This window comes from Alteromonas sp. I10, assembly GCF_003201515.1.
GTDB classification, from domain to species: Bacteria; Pseudomonadota; Gammaproteobacteria; order Enterobacterales; family Alteromonadaceae; genus Alteromonas; species Alteromonas macleodii.
On the sequence record NZ_QJJN01000008.1, the window covers coordinates 36,867 to 55,066 of the forward strand.

An 18,200-nucleotide genomic window follows, 5' to 3' on the forward strand; every position below is an offset into this window, starting at 1 on the left:
GTATCTAAATTAAACCTAGACTAGTTAGTCCAGCATTAGTACCAAAGTACGCAATAAAACACAAACCTATTTATTTATAAACAGGGAATTGTGCGCAAAGTGCAACCACTTCGTCTTGAACACGTTTGATAACAGACTCATCGCCCATGTTATCTAGAATGTCGCAAATCCATGTTGCAACTTGCTTAGCTTGTTCTTCTTTGAAACCACGGCGAGTAATCGCTGGGCTACCAATACGAAGACCACTGGTTACAAACGGTGAACGCGGGTCATTTGGCACTGAGTTTTTGTTTACCGTAATATTTGCGGCACCAAGTGCTGCGTCAGCATCTTTACCTGTAATGTCCTTGTCGATAAGGTCAAGAAGGAACAAGTGGTTGTCAGTACCGCCAGAAACGATGTTATAACCGCGCTCTTGCATTACAGAAACCATAGCTTTCGCATTTGCAACAACCTGCTGCTGATACGCTTTAAATTCTGGCTGTAGTGCTTCTTTGAATGCAACCGCTTTAGCTGCGATCACGTGGCAAAGAGGGCCACCTTGGTTGCCTGGGAATACAGAGCTGTTTAGCTTTTTGTAAATCGCTTCATCGCCGCATGAAGAAAGGATTAAACCACTACGTGGGCCAGCAAGGGTTTTATGAGTAGTCGTTGTTACCACGTGAGCGTGAGGAAGCGGGTTTGGATAAACGCCCGCTGCTACAAGTCCTGCTACGTGCGCCATATCTACGAGCAAGTAAGCGCCAACGCTATCAGCGATTTCACGGAATTTTGCCCAATCAACAATGCCAGAATACGCAGAGAAACCACCGATAATCATTTTCGGCTTGTGCTCTTTAGCAAGTGCCTCAACCTGAGCGTAATCGATTTCACCGGTTTCTTTGTTCAGACCATACTGAACAGCATTGTAGGTTTTACCAGAGAAGTTTACGTGTGAACCGTGAGTAAGGTGACCACCTTCAGAAAGGCTCATTCCCAATACCGTATCGCCTGCGTCAAGTAGTGCCATGAATACGGCAGAGTTAGCTTGTGAACCAGCGTGCGGTTGAACGTTCGCGTAGTCTGCACCAAATAGTGCTTTTGCACGATCGATAGCAAGTTGTTCAACAACGTCTACGTGCTCACAACCACCGTAGTAACGCTTGCCTGGGTAGCCTTCTGCGTACTTGTTAGTAAGCTGCGAACCCTGTGCTTCCATTACACGTGGGCTACAGTAGTTCTCAGAGGCAATTAGCTCTATGTGATGTTCTTGACGCTCAACCTCTTTAGACATTGCATCGGCTAATTCAGGATCGAAGTCGGCTATATTCATTTCGCGAGAAAACATGGGGGCTCCTTAACTGCGGTTTTTATATGGCGTTACGCACTGATTGCTCAAATTCGAGCCATATTCTAGTCATTTTCGGGGGCTTGTATACCGCTTTGTGACCAAATTAATATAAATGGCGCAGGTTTAACGAAATACCTGCGCCAACGCGAGATCAGACCTGTTTTTCCAGGGCTTTAACACGGTCAAATAAACTACCAATTTTGGCAAGGCGAACCGTATTTTTGCGCCAGTCACGGTTGGTTTGTGCTGGCTGGCCAGAAGAATAAACACCCGGTTCAGTGATATCTTGTACAATCATGGTATAGCCAGTCACCTGAACATTATCGCAAATGCTAATATGGCCATTAATGCCCACTCCACCACCGATAATAACGTGCTTGCCGATATGACAGCTACCAGCAATTCCTGTAGCGCCGCAAATACAAGAGTGATCACCAATAATACAGTTGTGGCCAATTTGTACCTGGTTATCGATAATAACGTTAGTGCCCAAAATCGTATCTTCCATGGCGCCGCGGTCAATGCTGCTGCTTGCGCCAATCTGACTGTCGTCACCAATGCGAACCGACCCTGTTTGTGGAATAGGGATCCAAACGCCTTTATCGTTTGCGTAACCAAAGCCTGCCGCACCAATAGCTGTTTGGCTATGAATTGTCACGCGCTTACCAATCACAACGTCATGATAGATAGTTACGTTCGGGTGAATGGTACAGCCTTCACCAATATGGGTACCTCTACGAATAACCGTATTCGCGCCTACAGTCACTCTATCGCCTAAAACCACATTCTCTTCAATGATTACATTGTGGCCTAGCGATACATCACTGCCGATGCGGGCAGATGGCGCAATTACCGCTGACTCAGCAATACCTGTCGCTACCGCAGGGGTAGTATCAAACAACTGAGCGATGAGGGCGAACGCTGCATGAGGGTTTGCTACAACCAACGCTGGAACTGGGCTATCATCTTTTAAGTTTTTGTGCAGAATTACCGCACCAGCCTGAGTATCTTTTAACTGCGGCTTGTATTTAGGATTGGTCAGAAACGAAATTTGGTGCGATGCTGCACCAGATAACGTACCTACTGCAGAGATAGTAATGTTTCCATCGCCCTGCACTTCCCCACTTACATGTTTGGCAAGCTCTTCCAGACTGTATGTGCGTTTACTCATAGCGGTCATCATAATTACCTGTTCAGAGATATGAATAGTGTTGAGTCTATCGCTTTGGGTTCTTTATTGCTGTTTGCTAGCTCACCCTAAAGCCCATGTTTACTCATGCTTATAAAAACAAGTTTACCTTAAATCAACTCGCCAACCGATGCATAAATCGATCTTTTTGGCATGAGTGATTAAAATATCGCCAAGCACAAATACACTAAGCGTAAGTAACTGGCACAAACTACCCTGTTACGAGTAGAATAGACCACAATCACTTTTTTATTTTTCACCGCTTATTCAGCGAGGATAGAGCATGGCGCAATACGTTTACAGTATGCATCGCGTGGGCAAAATCGTCCCACCTAATAGACACATTCTAAAAAATATCTCACTTAGCTTTTTCCCAGGCGCCAAAATTGGTGTGCTAGGTCTAAACGGTGCAGGTAAATCTACCTTACTTCGCATTATGGCCGGCGTAGATACCGACATCGAAGGTGAAGCGCGTCCTCAACCGGGCTTAAAAGTGGGCTACCTTCCACAAGAGCCTCAGCTTGATGAAACAAAAGATGTTCGCGGCAATATAGAAGAAGCCGTAGCCGACGTTAAACACGCATTAACTCGCCTAGATGAAGTATATGCAGCTTATGCAGAAGCAGACGCTGATTTTGACGCCCTTGCAAAAGAGCAAGGTGAGCTAGAAGCCATTATTCAAGCCAAAGATGGCCACAACTTAGAAAATGCATTAGAGCGTGCTGCTGATGCCCTTCGCCTTCCAGCGTGGGATGCGGACGTTAGTAAACTATCTGGTGGTGAACGCCGCCGTGTAGCGCTGTGCCGCCTACTTCTAGAAAAGCCTGAAATGTTGCTTCTAGACGAACCCACTAACCACTTAGACGCAGAATCAGTCGCATGGCTAGAGCGTTTCCTTCACGATTATGAAGGTACGGTAGTCGCTATTACCCACGATAGATACTTCCTTGATAACGTTGCAGGTTGGATTTTAGAACTTGACCGTGGTGAAGGTATTCCGTGGGAAGGTAACTACTCTTCTTGGTTGGAGCAAAAAGAAAACCGACTTGAGCAAGAAGAGCGTACCGAAACGGCACGTATGAAGAGCATGAAACAGGAACTTGAGTGGGTACGCTCAAACCCGAAAGGTCGTCATGCTAAAAGTAAAGCTCGTATGGCCCGCTTTGAAGAACTATCTACCAGCGATTACCAAAAGCGTAATGAAACCAATGAGCTTTTCATTCCACCAGGTGAACGCTTAGGTGACAAGGTTATTGAAGTAAGCAACCTTAAAAAGTCGTATGGCGATCGCGTACTTATCGACGACTTAACGTTTAAAGTACCAAAGGGTGCCATTGTAGGTATCGTTGGCCCTAACGGCGCAGGTAAATCAACCTTGTTCAGAATGCTTACCGGTGCTGAGCAACCTGATTCAGGCACCATCGATTTAGGTGAAACCGTTCAAATTGCTGCGGTAGAACAGTTCCGCGACCACATGAATGAAAACAACACCGTGTGGAAAGAAATTTCTGACGAACAAGATATCATTCGCATTGGTAACTTTGAAATTAACAGCCGCGCCTACTGCAGCCGTTTTAACTTTAAAGGCACCGACCAGCAGAAGTTCATCAAAGACTTGTCAGGTGGTGAGCGTAACCGTGTTCACCTTGCGAAACTGCTTAAAGCAGGCGGTAACGTATTGCTACTGGATGAGCCAACCAACGACCTAGACGTAGAAACACTTCGCGCCTTGGAAAACGCGCTGTTGGAGTTCCCAGGCTGTGCCATGGTTATCTCGCACGACCGTTGGTTCCTAGACCGTGTAGCAACACACATTATGGATTACCGCGATGAAGGTAACATCAACTTCTTCGAAGGTAACTACTCAGACTACGAAAGCTGGTTGAAGCAAGAATTTGGACAAGATGTGGTTGAACCGCACCGCCTTAAATATAAGCGTATGTCTAAATAACACAAATTCAGAGATGTAAGATCTGTATCTCTGCTTTACGCCTAAAGCCGCTATCGCTGATAGCGGCTTTTTTATTTGTTCGCTTTTCATTGCGAACCCACGCAAATTAGCCAATACTAATACCAGTCCGCATAGGTCATTACCCACTCAGTGGGCAATTATCTATGCGGACTGATATAACAGCGTTAATGATAACTGGGTATTTGAAAAATGACGGATAAGCGCCAATTTCAACGGGTGTCACTGAATGTAAATGGCACACTGGCACACAATGACGTTAGTATTGATGTGGTAGTCAGCGACGTATCGCTTCAAGGCATTAAACTTCAAGCTACCGAAACGGCGTTGTCACACTTACCTTTTGACAGTCACGACCCTTACACTGCTACCTTCCAAGCAAATGAAGACAGTCCTGTAATAACCCTTTCTATTTCGCAGTTGTATCGTCATGCCGACAGTAGAAAAGAACGGGTTTCATTAGGCTGTAAAGTTGAGCGAATGGATGTAGACAGCATTAGCGCCCTTCGTCGTTTAATTACTTTAAACAGCGACGACGCCAGTATTGAAGAGAAAGACCTGAATGCATTAGTTGATGCGGTTTATCAGGCGCCACATTAACCTTTAAAAACGCGTTTCACTCGTTTAATGCAGGAAAGGCCCATTTAATAGGCCTTTCAATTTAACAGGCACCGTCAACACTTTACTTAAATGTTGAGCCTTTCGCATTACTCAAGCGCGTCTAACGCCTCAGATAAGCGCGCTACCGGCACCACTTTCATACCATTAATGGCTTGCTTAGGCGCATTGGCTTTTGGCACGATCGCCCGCTTAAAACCATGTTTCGCTGCTTCGATAATGCGTTCCGTTCCGTTAGGAACCGGGCGAATCTCGCCGGCTAGCCCGACTTCGCCGAATACAATTAAATCTCTGGGCAGCGAGCGATTTCTAAAGCTTGAAATCATGGCCAATAATAAGGCTAAGTCTGCACTGGTCTCTGATACTCTTACACCGCCTACCACGTTGACAAAAACGTCTTGATCGTTCATTTGCACATTGCCATGGCGATGCAAAACCGCGAGCAGCATCGACAAACGGTTCTGATCCAACCCTACAGCGATTCGCCTTGGGTTCGACATCTGTGAATAGTCTACCAACGCCTGTATTTCTACAAGTAACGGGCGGGTGCCCTCCCAAATAACCATAACGCTAGACCCTGGCGTTTCATTGTCACCTCGACTTAAGAATATGGCCGATGGGTTGCTTACCTCTTTAAGGCCTTTTTCTGTCATGGCAAACACGCCGAGCTCATTTACCGCACCAAAGCGGTTTTTATGACTTCGAAGCGTACGGTAGCGACCATCACTTTCTCCTTCCAGCATCATAGAGCTGTCGATACAGTGCTCAAGAACTTTCGGACCCGCCAAGTTACCGTCTTTTGTTACATGGCCAACAATGAACATAGCAATATGATTTTGCTTGGCAAAGCGTGTTAAATACGCCGCGCTTTCTCGTACTTGCGACACACTGCCTGGCGCAGACTGAACGTCTGACACGTGCATCACCTGAATAGAGTCGATAACCATAATTTTAGGCTTTTTCGTAAGGGCTAAATCGCAGATAGTTTCCACGTTTGTTTCGGCTAACATCATCAGCTTGTCGTCAGGTAGATTTAAGCGCTTTGCTCGCATGGCGACTTGCTGAAGCGACTCTTCCCCCGTGACATAAAGCGCGGTTTCACTTTTTGCCATCTGACACATTACTTGAAGCAGAAGCGTACTCTTACCCGCTCCTGGCGATCCACCAATTAACATAGCTGCCCCAGGGACTATTCCGCCCCCTAACACTCTATCTAGCTCTTTAAATGTTGACGAGAAACGCGGTAGTGATTCGAGATCTATTGCATTTAATGTCTCAATTTTGGCAGCGGTTTGCCCAGCATAGCCTGACGTGGTTTGGCGTGCGACACTTTTGGCACTTGCAACCACAAACTCACTTATCGTATTCCACGCTTTACACTCTGAACATTGACCTTGCCAGCGAGGGAACTCTGCACCGCAGTCAGAACACACGTAAGCAGTTTTACGTTTTGCCATATTCCAGTTTTATCCATTGCTTAAAAAGAGTATTCTAACACTTAACAACGGTGAATTAAGCACAAACCTAAGGTCAGTTCTCCTCCAGTAAAACTGGTACAAAAGTATAACGATTTTACGGGTTAATGAGTTTTGCTGATTTGCCGATAACAACTAAAATAATGATACTAAACAACAAAGTTGCGCATTCATGAGTCAAGATTTAAAGCAATATGCTGATATTATTGAACAGCTAAAGCCCATGGTTAATGAGCCTGAGTTTAACCAGGTATTGCTTCAAACTGCATCTGATGTGCCGAAAGAAAAGCGCTTCCTCATCAAAATGGAAGTGAAACGCCTAGCCAAACCCTGTATGCGCACCATAGACTTGCGTGGTCATGTTGACGGAAAGTGCAATAAATATGTACACGAAGGACGTAGCCATTACATGGATGACGTCGCTGTTGACAAGTTTGAAGAGCAGTTGAGGGTATTTGGCCGATATACTTACGGTGTTTACGAAGCGGTACAAAACACCGAAAACAACTTTCGCTTAATGCGCGAAAAAGAACTCGCACAAGAACGCGCTGATAAAGAAAATCCTGAACTCAAAAAGCGCTCAGCAGTATTGGAGCAGTTTAAAGTTCCTACCGTAAACCTGCTTGATTACAGACAGCGCAACACTGAACGCATGAACTTCGCTGTGGCGGTAGAATTATTTAATAGCGCCAATCAATCAATGCGCGGTTTGAGTGTTGATATATCTCTTGAAGGCTTACAGGTAAAACTCTCTAAAGACGCGTTTTTCAAAAAAGGAGAAACGCTGTTTATATTCTTTAGGGGCTTAGAGAATGAATTTGCCATGGACAAAAAGAATGGCATTGCATATAAGCTCGTAAAGATAATAACTAAAAACGATGTTAACTATCTTGCCTTGCAACGAGATAAAGAAAAGCCAAGCCCCGCATTCGACAAATTCTTAGAAAGCTTTATACACGGCAATAAACGCCGATATAAAGTTAATATGAGCAATACGATTGAGGCGATTACCAGTAAGATTTGTGAGCAGTACTTTTCGCCGCGTAGCCCCACGCTGCCGGTGTATATAGACGTCATTAATAAAACGCTGGTTCCCCGGTTTGCTATGGTTAACGAAGTGAACCGCGAAACCGTGCAGTATTGGCAAGACGAAGACGATAACTGTCGATTGAACTTCTTACTCACCCAGGAAAGGCTTATGCGCTTATTGCAGAAGTCAGAAGAAGTAAGAGAGATTTTCGTATTTAGTTTTACTCATTTGCAGAACGACAAGGTCTACTTTTACTCAGCGTCTTACGAGGAACTCTTGCAAAAAGACGTACTAACCCGAGTATTTTTAGGGTTTGGCTCTAAAAAAGCGAGTTGGCGGGTATTTAAAATAACCTTAACAGAGGTTGACCCTGAGCAGGCCCATATTCCGCTTTCCATTCCGGATTCTGTAGGTAATAAAGTTAAAAAACTGAACACTCCGCCATCGGCTCGACTAATGTCAAAGCTGAAAAACCTGCGGTTCTTGGCACACGTAACCGATGTAACCTCAGTAACAGGGCAAGAGACCTACAACGAGTTTAAGTTTAATCGAGAAAACCTCTCTCATCTGCGAAATTTTGGGCATCCGCGCAATCGCGCTCCTTCGAATGTTCAGGTTGTCAGGTTTAAATATGAAGAGCAACGCATTGAAAGTCGCTATCAGCTGAGAACCCAAATTGAAGCTCGCTTCAATAATGAAGAACTGGTGCACAAAGGGATCAGCGAAGATATTTCGGTGCATGGACTTGGACTTCGTATAGAGTTGAGCAAAGAATATAAAGGTAATTTAGAGGGCAAAGTAGAAGTCGCCTTCCCTCGTCTGCAAGAAATTGCCAGTTCCTTTGATGTCATGCATTTGCAATACGAAATCATTTATCACAACGTCGACAAGAACATTCTTCATTTAAAAACTATGCCGGGCGACGAAGGCAAAAGTGCTAGAAACTTCTTTGAAGAACTGATTAAAAAGAACAAAGGCAGCCTTAAAGTAGAGAACGACGAAGAAGAAGTACCAGGCATGGGACAGGCGCTTCGTTGTATTAATGCGCGAAACGCTACTTCCCTATCCTTCTTAATGAGTAAGGAAGGTGTTCGCTACACTCCACAGGCTTGTATTGTCGGAAAGCAGGACGAACGCATAACCACGCTAACCACGCAATACGCCGAACGTGGTCAAGTGAATTTAGAGTTTCTCTTTAGAGACAGAAAACAAGATATACCTTTTGTACAAAGTGGCATTAAGGCCGTTAAGCTTGAAAATATGCCGTTGCGACAGGAATTATTTATCTCATTCGATGCATCACAAAAAGAGCCGCGAATGGCGATCATTCCTCGCTATTCCGATAAATTCGAAACTAACGAGCAGCGCCGAGCGTTTATTAGAGAAGCTATGGTTCGCGGCCAGTTCGTAGCTATTCATGTCATGCTAACCACAACCGGCAAGCCAGACATGACCATGCTGCAAACGGAAATCAATTACGTAACCATGTACGCCATGCACCGAGCCCGTGAGCTAGAGAAGAAAATGTGGAGTATTGCAGCGTGCTCTCATCTAGTCGATGTCACAGATGAAGTACTTATAAGATACGGCTTTACAGTGGAAGACATCACGGCAAATAAAACGTTAAAAAGTGCGGTTCAACCTAAGGCCATTGCGCGCAACGCGTAGTGAAATCGCAAAGCTTATCAATTTAAATGAGCCCGTAGGTTAAGACCCATCACGGGAGGATTTTAATCACAAGATTTTGGAAACTTGTGGCTGGTGAAAGGTAACCGATAAAGTGTGAAGCGCTAGTTTTATTGCCCCAAAACTAACGCTTGTATTACAGACTCTCGCTAACTACTTGTCTAGAAAATACAGAAGGCTATGTAAACTGCCAATGCGGATTGCCACATCTGCCTTTTCATTAACCAGTGGCTTACCGTGACACGCCACGCCTAGCGCTGATTCAGCCATCATTACCAAATCGTTAGCTCCATCACCCATAGCAACGGTTTGTTTGGCTGAAATTTGCCACTTCTCAGCAAGGGCGTTTACGGTTCGCGCCTTAACGTCTGCATTGACAATTTCACCCTCTACTTTTCCAGTCAGCTGCTCGTTTTTCACCGCAAGCGTGTTAGAAATGGCAAAATCGAGTCCAAGCCTTGCTTTTAGGTGGTCAGCGAAAAAGGTGAACCCACCTGAGGCGATCGCTAATTTCCAATTGTACTGTTTCAAGTGAGTGAGCAAGGCTTGAATGCCGGGCATGATAGGTATGCTGTCACGAATTTGATTAAGGTGACTAACTGGCACGCCTTCCAAGCAGGCCACTCTATGCGTTAAGCTATCATTAAACGCAATTTCTCCACGCATTGCCTTAGCGGTAACTTCTGCCACCTGCTCGCCAACACCCGCCAATTTAGCTATTTCATCGATACATTCAATCGCGATGACAGTGCTATCCATGTCCATGACCAGTAGTCCTGGCTCAGACAATGAGGGGCGAGAGCCCTGCAAACCAACATCAACATTATATGCCTTGGATACGTCGCCCAGCAGTGGCTTAATCTGCTCAAGCTCAGTGTTTTGCAAAGCACCTCTAATTTCTATTACATCATCCCCCATTTGCTTGTGTAAATGATGGAAAGCAGCGCTAGAAGGAGTAAACACATCGTTGAGTTTAATTAAAACGCTGTGCAGTAGATAAGGTGTTACAGCTTGACCAATAACGGTTAACGTATGTGAATACGCACTGTCGTTGTGACTATTGCTAACTACATGAGACAAAAAAGAAGCTAAATGGATATCGTCATTATCGATATTATTAAGAAGAGTGTCTTTCATAACGCACACAGAAACTGCGGTGATTGGCAAATGGTGCTCTAATGCTAACCAATTAGGCTAACTAATAAAATATCTCCTTTTAAATTATTTCGAATTATCCTACTGTTAGGCAACCCTCGTGACTTTATGGAAAAGCGAATTGGTAGACGGGCTAAGCAAAGCAGCTTCACAAACAAAGAATGACTCGCATTCGTTGTACACAGTTCTAAAGCGATTGTTCCACACAATAGTAGTGAGTGCGGTGTTTGCTTTGATAGTGGTATTGCTTCTGTTATTCCAACAATACCAAAACGACTGGCTTACCGTTCAAACTCGCTTCTCTGGTGAGAGCATAGCAAGGCAGTATGCAAAACTGCTACAACCTGCCTTTATCGCTGACGCACTTTCGAATCCGGAAACTGAGAACAATGTAGATTCCGCGCTATCTGATACTCTCACTCAACGGGAGTATATTGAAAGTGTCGCCTCTATTTTGGTCGACGAGCCACACATTCTTGCCTTGTCTGTGTTTGATAAGGACGGGAGGTATATTGCTCCTTTGCCTCAAATTGCCAGTGTGGTGTCGATGAGTCAGTCGCAAAGTGTAACGCCGCTAACCTATGTTGGCGTTATCACTGACGATAATGAAAATTTACTAGGTTATGTGAATATTCACATGAACACGCAGGCTGTCCTCGAGAGTCCACTGACATTGCGTTACCAGCTTGCTCTTATTGCATGTATTCTCGTCTTTTTAGCGCTCATGCTAGGTATTTACCTAACCCGGGCCTTTTATAAATCTCGTCCATGGTTTATTCAGGTAATCGAATCAAAAAGAAATAAAGAGAAGCGCTAGATAGCTAGTTTGGAAGTCTATGCTTCACTTCCAGCATCAATATTAAATAGTCGAGTGTAGTTCGCTGTGGTGGTGGACACTATTTCTTTATGTGACATGCCATAGCGGTCGCTTATAACATCAACGACATCTGATAAATAACGAGGTTCGTTTGCTTCTCCTTGTCTACCGCACATGGGCATATCAGGGGCATCCGTTTCTAAAAGCAATTTATCAAAATGGTGTTCTAACAAAAACCCAAGGGTGTTTCGTGTTTTTTGAGCACGCTCATAGGTAATCGTACCGCCTATACCTAGGTAAAACCCTCTTTCAATATACCCTTTGGCCGCTTCAATACTTCCTGAAAAAGCATGTACAACGCCTATACCTTGGTATTTGGTTTGCTTCAATGCTTCAACTAGCAGGTGATGACTTTTTCTGTGATGTAAAATTACGGGTAACGATACTTTATCGGCAAGTTTCAAATGGTTATGTAGCGCTTCCTTTTGAAGCGCTAATGGCACGCTTATATGCCCATCGATACCTGTTTCCCCCACGGCTTTTACCGAAGGGTGCAAGTTAGCCGTAGCGTCCTCAAGTTGACGAAGACTCTTCTTGAGTGTTTGCTCTGGCTTTTCAAGCTCACTGCCAGTTAAAAAATAAGGATGGAGTCCAAGCGCAGTATCAATAGATAAAAGGCTTTCATAGCGTTCATTGAGCGCTTGTAACGCCTGCCAAGATTCGGGGGTAATGCTAGGCGCCATGATGCGGGTAAGCCCTGCGGCTTTGGCGCTTTCTAATGCAACTCTAAGATCTTTCTTTTGTGCAAGTAAGTCGAGATGGCAATGACTATCAATCACGGCTTAGGTGCCTCCTTGTTACCTATCTCGCCGCACGCTATCTACAAGCTCAATAGTTAAGCGGGCTCACATTCTAGTGAAGTACTTTAGCGGGAACGAAAGGTGAACGTATTCCCTACGGCATAAGGCGCTGTGTTACCCACGCGCCATCTTCAGTTTTGTTGTATTCAAAGCGGTCATGTAGCCTATCTTCTCCACCTTGCCAAAACTCAATTTGATGAGGCACGATCCTGAAACCGCCCCAAAAGTCCGGCACGGGAAGCTCTTTGTTAGCAAACTTATCTTTTAACTGCTTAAACTGGGTCAGTAGAAGCTCCCTGCTGCCAATAGGTTTGCTTTGTTTTGACGCGTACGCTGCTAGCTGACTGTCCTTCGGTCGCGAAAAGAAATAAGCAGCATTCTCAGAAACAGAAAGCTTTTCAACGCTGCCACATACGCGAACCTGACGCTCCATAAAAAACCAGGGAAAGTGGCACGACACTTTAGGGTTTACCGCTAACTCTTGTGCCTTACGGCTGCCTAAGTTAGTGAAAAACACAAAGCCCTTTTCACTGACATCTTTTAACAAAACGATACGCTGAGAGGGTTGGCCGCTGGCATCGACGGTGGCAACCGTCATTGCAGTAGGATCAGGAATTCCGGCGTCTATGGCGTCTTTTAACCATTTATCGAACATGATAAATGGACTTGAAGTAATATCTGACTCACTCAAACTGCCCTTTGAGTACTGCCTGCGCATATCTGAAATTGCCATATACCGCTCCTAAAAAGAAGTTGTTGTGCCTGCTAGTGATGTTGAAACCGAGTAAATAAACCACCGTGTAAATGCTCGCATAAGCGCATCTAACTGAGGTAGTTGCCCACAAGCCATCAGCTACACCACTTGGCGAAAATGCTGACTCACTCTCTTTGCTAATATAACGTGCTAATATAACGCCAGTTACAGCTAACTAGCGTTATAAAGATAATATTAGCGTGAACTAGAAGTTACTGTCGTCACCGTAACCTAGAGAGCGCAGAGCACGTTCATCGTCTGCCCAGCCTTGTTTCACTTTCACCCAAAGTTCTAGAAATACTTTGTTGTCGAACAAGTTTTCCATATCTTTACGCGCTTGCTCACCAATGGTTTTCAAATGCTTTCCGCCTTTGCCGATGATCATGCGTTTTTGGGTTTCACGCTCTACCAAAATCAGACCGCTGATACGATAAACACCATTGTCTGCCATTTTGAATTGCTCAATTTCCACAGTAGTAGAGTAAGGCAGTTCATCGCCGGTAAAGCGCATAAGCTTTTCGCGAATGATTTCAGCAGCCATAAAGCGGCTTGAGCGGTCAGTAATGTAATCTTCCGGGAAGAAAAACTCACTTTTAGGTAGCGACTTGGCCACTAACTCTCTAATTTCGTCAACCATTCGGCCCTGTTTAGCACTGATAGGGATCATGTGCTCAAACGGGTGCTTTTCGCCAAGCTTTTTAAGGTGAACCATAAAGTTTTCTTTATCTTCAACCTTATCCATCTTGTTTACGATGAGATAGCAAGGAAGGTTCGCTTGTTTAACCTTACTTAATACCATTTCATCTTCGGCGTTGAATCGATCGCCTTCGACAACAAAAAGCACAAGGCCAACTTCAGCCAAAGAGCTTGATGCCGCGCGGTTCATGTAGCGATTAATCGCGCGCTTTTCGTCTTGGTGAAGCCCTGGGGTATCAACGTAAATCGCTTGATAGTCACCATCGGTGTCTATACCAAGAATGCGGTGGCGCGTGGTTTGCGGCTTACGCGACGTAATGCTTACTTTTTGACCTAGCAAGCGATTGAGCAAGGTCGATTTACCCACATTAGGGCGACCTACTATGGCAACTAGGCCACAGCGAGTTTGAATATCAGGCATTTCTGGCAAATTCGACTCATCATGCGTTGTCATCAAGCTTCTCCAATGTTAAACGAGCAGCTTCTTGTTCTGCTTTTCGGCGGCTATTGCCAGATGCCACTACGGCTTCTGGTAAGCTTTCTACCTTGCAGCTAACTTCAAATGTTTGTGCGTGATCTTTCCCTGAAATAGACAGCACTTCATAGGTTGGTAGCGCTTGTTTACGGCCTTGTAAAAACTCCTGAAGACGAGTTTTGCTGTCTTTAGGGTGGGCATTAGGATCTAGTTTGTTAATGCGGGTTTCCCATAAACGGTCTATAACGCCTCGTACCTCGTCCATACCGGAATCGAGATAAATAGCCCCTAAAATAGCTTCAACTGCATCGGCTAAAATCGAACTTCTACGATGACCACCGCTTTTGAGCTCACCGGGCCCTAAGTTAAGTAGTTCACCCACACTGGCTTCCTTTGCAAGTTCTGCCAGCGTGTCTCCTTTTACCAAGGTAGAGCGCATGCGGGTAAGCTTGCCTTCAGGCACCGTCGGAAAACGTTTAAACAGTGTTTCCCCTACAATCATGCCTAAAATAGCATCGCCTAAAAACTCTAAACGTTCGTTGTGCTGTTTAGCCGCACTGCGATGAGTAAGCGCTTGTTCCAATAAAGCTTCATTGGTAAATGTGTAGCCTATCGCCTTGTACAGACGACGATATTTATCAATTCCCTGCATTAATGAATGCCACCTGCTCGCTCAAATCGAACACCTGTTGGTACCCAAGTTGGAAGGAAGTCTGACGGGCTGCGCTCAAATTCAAATGAAATCCAAATCGCCACCGCTTTTCCAACCAAGTTTGCATCTGGCACAAAACCCCAAAAACGGCTGTCGCGGCTGTTGTCACGGTTATCGCCTAGCACGAAATACTGACCTTCTGGCACAATCCACTCATTGCTGCGCGTTCCAGGCTGGGTATAAAAATTAACCGGCGATATCTCGCGTACTGGGTGGCGCAAAATGTCGTGCTCTACTGTGCCTAAATCTTCGGTGTAACGCATAAGCTGCGCCATGTCCTGTACGAACTCACCACGCTCTTGGAACGTAAGCGGTACGGCTTTCAATTTAGGACAGTTGTTGCCAGTCTCACACTTCGGTTTGATATAAACCTGTTTGTTTTGATAAACCACAGTATCGCCCGGTAAACCGATCACGCGCTTAATGTAGTCTATTGAAGGCTCTTCAGGGTACTTGAAAACCACCACATCACCACGCTCTGGAACGCCAGTTTCAATAAGCTTACTTCTGAAAACCGGGTCTTTCACGCCGTAGGCAAACTTTTCAACCAAAATGAAGTCACCCACTAACAGAGTGGGCATCATTGAGCCTGAAGGAATTTGAAATGGTTCATATAAAAACGAACGTAATACCAATACGAAAGCAATAACAGGAAAAATCTGTTGCGAAGTATCAACAAGGTACGGCAGTTGAGGATCTTCTCCATAGCCCGCTCCTTCTGCGGTTGCCGCAGCCTGTAAACGTGCTTTTCGCTTTGGTGCAAACACTAGGCTATCCACTAGCCAGATTAATCCTGTTATTAAGGTGAGTGCCACCAAAATCAAGGAGAAGTAATTCGCCATTATTTGCCCACCTTCAATACTGCAAGGAACGCATCTTGTGGCAATTCAACATTACCCACTTGCTTCATTCGCTTTTTACCTTCTTTCTGCTTTTGAAGTAGTTTCTTCTTACGGCTTACGTCACCGCCGTAACACTTCGCGATTACGTTTTTACGTAGCTGTTTAACTGTACTTCTTGCAACAATATGGTTACCGATAGCCGCCTGAATAGCGATATCGAACATTTGTCGTGGAATAAGCTCGCGAAGCTTTTCGACCAGCTCACGACCACGGCCTTGAGAGTTTTCTCTGTGCGTAATTACCGCTAACGCGTCTACACGTTCACCGTTAATTAGAATATCAACACGCACCATGTCTGATGTCTGGAAACGTTTAAAGTTGTAGTCAAGCGATGCAAAACCACGGCTCGTAGATTTCAAACGGTCGAAGAAATCGAGCACCACTTCTGCCATTGGCAGTTCATAAGTTACCGCCACTTGCTTACCGTGGTATGTCATGTTGGTTTGCATACCGCGCTTTTCAACGCAAAGTGTAATTACGTTGCCTAGATACTCTTGTGGCACAAGAATATTGGCTTCAACCATAGGCTCACGAATTTCAGCGATATCATTTACCGGAGGCAATTTAGCTGGGCTATCTACGGTAAGGGTTTCGCCCTTGGTCGTTTCTACTTCGTATATTACGGTAGGCGCAGTAGTGATAAGACCCAAGTCATATTCACGCTCTAAACGCTCTTGAATGATTTCCATGTGCAGCATGCCAAGGAAACCAATACGGAATCCAAAACCTAGCGCTGCAGAGCTTTCCGGCTCATAGAATAGTGAAGCGTCGTTCAGACTTAGTTTCGCAAGGGCGTCGCGGAAGTCTTCATAGTCATCAGAGCTTATTGGGAAAATACCGGCATAAACCTGAGGTTTAACCTTTTTAAAGCCAGGAAGCATTGCGTCAGCTGGCTCACGCGCCAAGGTAATGGTGTCGCCCACAGGCGCGCCTTGGATATCTTTAATCCCTGCAATGATAAAGCCTACTTCACCGGCTCTTAATGTGCCTGTATCGAGTGGCTTAGGCGTAAATACACCAATTTTGTCAACCTGATGCGTTTGACCGTTTGACATAATTTGAATTTTGTCTTTCTTAGTCAACTGGCCTTCGACAATACGTACCAGTGAAACAACGCCTTGATAGTTGTCAAACCAAGAATCGATAATCAACGCCTTAAGTGGCGCTTCGCGGTCACCTTCTGGCGGCGGAATTTTATTTACAATAACTTCAAGTACATCTTCAATACCGATACCGGTTTTTGCTGAGCAGCGCACAGCGTCCAGCGCATCGATACCAACAATATCTTCAATTTCTTCTGCAACGCGGTCTGGTTCAGCCTGAGGCAGGTCGATTTTATTTAGTACAGGCACCACTTCCATATCCATCTCGATGGCGGTATAGCAGTTTGCCAATGTCTGTGCTTCTACGCCCTGACCTGCATCAACAACCAAAAGCGCACCTTCACAGGCAGCAAGAGAACGAGATACTTCATAGGTAAAGTCAACGTGTCCGGGAGTGTCGATGAAGTTAAGCTGATAAGTTTCACCGTCGCGCGCTTCGTAGTTCAGCGTTACGCTTTGCGCTTTGATAGTAATACCGCGCTCTTTTTCCAGGTCCATTGAGTCGAGAACCTGTTCAGCCATTTCACGGTCTGTTAGCCCTCCACAATGCTGGATTAGACGGTCTGACAGCGTAGACTTACCGTGGTCGATGTGGGCGATAATACTGAAGTTACGAATGTGCGATTGTTGCATAATGCTGGAAATTACCTGCAGAAAAATTCATTAAACAAAAAATGCTGCTTGCCTTGCTTAAAGGGTTATACGCAGCGCGTGCGGATTTTACCCATTTCTTGCGCGAAAAGCGAATTGGCGTGGTGGAAAATTTATTACTTTCAAGAAACATAACGAATGGAAGTGGCAACCTGACGTGACTTCCTCGGCCTATCTCAAAACTTGGCTACATTGATGAGCGTGAGTTAACACTATAATCTCGTATAAATTGGCCTCGTATAAAACGGCCTCGTATGGAGCAGTCCTGTATTAAACCATTGAGCAGCGTAAAGCCCTTCAAAAAATCAATGTTCTACTGCACTGTGCTCTTGTTGACCCAATAGGACAGGTTGATATTTCGTACGTTCTACACGACGCAACTTGTAAGCAATTAGCTTATAGGTAAAGAAGGTTGCTAACCCACTTGGTAGCATGGCCCATAACTCGTGAGTAAATCCGTTACTACTAAGTAATGATATCGACACCGAATATGCCCCGATAAACGCTATAAGCGGTAGCAAATACAACCAAGCCGATGCACTTAAAATACCTGCTTCCGGTATGCCTACAGTCACTTCTTGGCCAACCCGCACAGGCATGGGAGTACGCAGCGTCAACTGCTGCGTTTTCGGTGCAAGCGCACGAGAAATAACGCCGGTACCACAATCACTTTGTGCTTGGCATGCGTTACAGGTCGATTTAATCGCTGCTTCTACGGTGACCGTATCACCATTAACGGCAACTACGGTGGCGGTTTCTCTTATCATTGTTACTCAAT

General features: G+C 45.1%; 15 protein-coding genes. 4 read left to right on the top strand and 11 right to left on the bottom strand.

All coding sequences use genetic code 11. The features are described 5' to 3' along the window. Window positions 1-70: 70 nt before the first annotated feature. Both glyA and lpxD read right to left on the bottom strand, forming a co-directional pair. The gene (gene glyA, locus BZA03_RS15080; protein WP_110289203.1) at window positions 71-1,327 is read right to left on the bottom strand and encodes a serine hydroxymethyltransferase; all 1,257 of its coding nucleotides are present in this window, start codon (window positions 1,325-1,327) and stop codon (window positions 71-73) included. Between the two features lie 154 nt (window positions 1,328-1,481). Then, window positions 1,482-2,510 (bottom strand): UDP-3-O-(3-hydroxymyristoyl)glucosamine N-acyltransferase, encoded by a 1,029-nt coding sequence (lpxD, locus tag BZA03_RS15085; RefSeq protein ID WP_110289204.1) that lies wholly within the window; start codon window positions 2,508-2,510, stop codon window positions 1,482-1,484. Window positions 2,511-2,802: 292 nt separating this feature from the next. Between lpxD and ettA the strand changes: the two genes are divergently transcribed. Both ettA and BZA03_RS15095 read left to right on the top strand, forming a co-directional pair. Beyond that, window positions 2,803-4,470, top strand: coding sequence for an energy-dependent translational throttle protein EttA (ettA, locus tag BZA03_RS15090; RefSeq protein WP_014950094.1), 1,668 nt, complete (start codon window positions 2,803-2,805; stop codon window positions 4,468-4,470). Between the two features lie 210 nt (window positions 4,471-4,680). After that, window positions 4,681-5,088 (top strand): PilZ domain-containing protein, encoded by a 408-nt coding sequence (locus BZA03_RS15095; RefSeq protein ID WP_014950095.1) that lies wholly within the window; start codon window positions 4,681-4,683, stop codon window positions 5,086-5,088. Between the two features lie 107 nt (window positions 5,089-5,195). Here the strand turns inward: BZA03_RS15095 and radA are convergent, their stop codons facing one another. Further along, window positions 5,196-6,563, bottom strand: coding sequence for a DNA repair protein RadA (gene radA, locus BZA03_RS15100; RefSeq protein ID WP_014950096.1), 1,368 nt, complete (start codon window positions 6,561-6,563; stop codon window positions 5,196-5,198). Between the two features lie 190 nt (window positions 6,564-6,753). Between radA and BZA03_RS15105 the strand changes: the two genes are divergently transcribed. After that, window positions 6,754-9,279 (top strand): PilZ domain-containing protein, encoded by a 2,526-nt coding sequence (locus BZA03_RS15105; protein WP_110289205.1) that lies wholly within the window; start codon window positions 6,754-6,756, stop codon window positions 9,277-9,279. Between the two features lie 171 nt (window positions 9,280-9,450). Here BZA03_RS15105 and serB read toward each other — a convergent pair whose 3' ends face one another. Continuing rightward, complete coding sequence (gene serB / locus BZA03_RS15110; RefSeq protein WP_110289302.1) at window positions 9,451-10,434, bottom strand: phosphoserine phosphatase SerB; 984 nt, start codon at window positions 10,432-10,434, stop codon at window positions 9,451-9,453. A 118-nt stretch (window positions 10,435-10,552) separates the two neighbouring features. On the opposite strand from serB, the gene BZA03_RS15115 reads away from it, so the two are divergent. Beyond that, on the top strand, window positions 10,553-11,269 hold the full coding sequence (locus BZA03_RS15115; RefSeq protein WP_110289206.1) for a hypothetical protein: 717 nt from the start codon (window positions 10,553-10,555) through the stop codon (window positions 11,267-11,269). 17 nt (window positions 11,270-11,286) lie between these two features. Here BZA03_RS15115 and BZA03_RS15120 read toward each other — a convergent pair whose 3' ends face one another. From BZA03_RS15120 to BZA03_RS15150, 7 genes are all read right to left on the bottom strand, one after another. Beyond that, window positions 11,287-12,108, bottom strand: coding sequence for a TatD family hydrolase (locus BZA03_RS15120; protein WP_110289207.1), 822 nt, complete (start codon window positions 12,106-12,108; stop codon window positions 11,287-11,289). Between the two features lie 115 nt (window positions 12,109-12,223). Next, entirely contained in the window at window positions 12,224-12,862 is a 639-nt protein-coding gene (gene pdxH / locus BZA03_RS15125) for a pyridoxamine 5'-phosphate oxidase (protein WP_014979782.1), read from the bottom strand. 226 nt (window positions 12,863-13,088) lie between these two features. After that, on the bottom strand, window positions 13,089-14,000 hold the full coding sequence (gene era, locus BZA03_RS15130; protein ID WP_014950102.1) for a GTPase Era: 912 nt from the start codon (window positions 13,998-14,000) through the stop codon (window positions 13,089-13,091). Between the two features lie 19 nt (window positions 14,001-14,019). Continuing rightward, the gene (gene rnc, locus BZA03_RS15135) at window positions 14,020-14,706 is read right to left on the bottom strand and encodes a ribonuclease III (protein ID WP_101565228.1); all 687 of its coding nucleotides are present in this window, start codon (window positions 14,704-14,706) and stop codon (window positions 14,020-14,022) included. After that, window positions 14,706-15,608, bottom strand: a complete 903-nt coding sequence (gene lepB / locus BZA03_RS15140) for a signal peptidase I (protein WP_014950104.1) — start codon at window positions 15,606-15,608, stop codon at window positions 14,706-14,708. Before lepB ends, rnc begins: the two co-directional genes overlap by 1 nt. Further along, window positions 15,608-17,404: a translation elongation factor 4 gene (gene lepA, locus BZA03_RS15145; RefSeq protein WP_014950105.1), complete on the bottom strand. Its 1,797-nt coding sequence runs from the start codon at window positions 17,402-17,404 to the stop codon at window positions 15,608-15,610. Before lepA ends, lepB begins: the two co-directional genes overlap by 1 nt. 323 nt (window positions 17,405-17,727) lie before the next feature. Next, entirely contained in the window at window positions 17,728-18,189 is a 462-nt protein-coding gene (locus BZA03_RS15150; protein WP_101565232.1) for a SoxR reducing system RseC family protein, read from the bottom strand. Window positions 18,190-18,200: the final 11 nt, after the last annotated feature.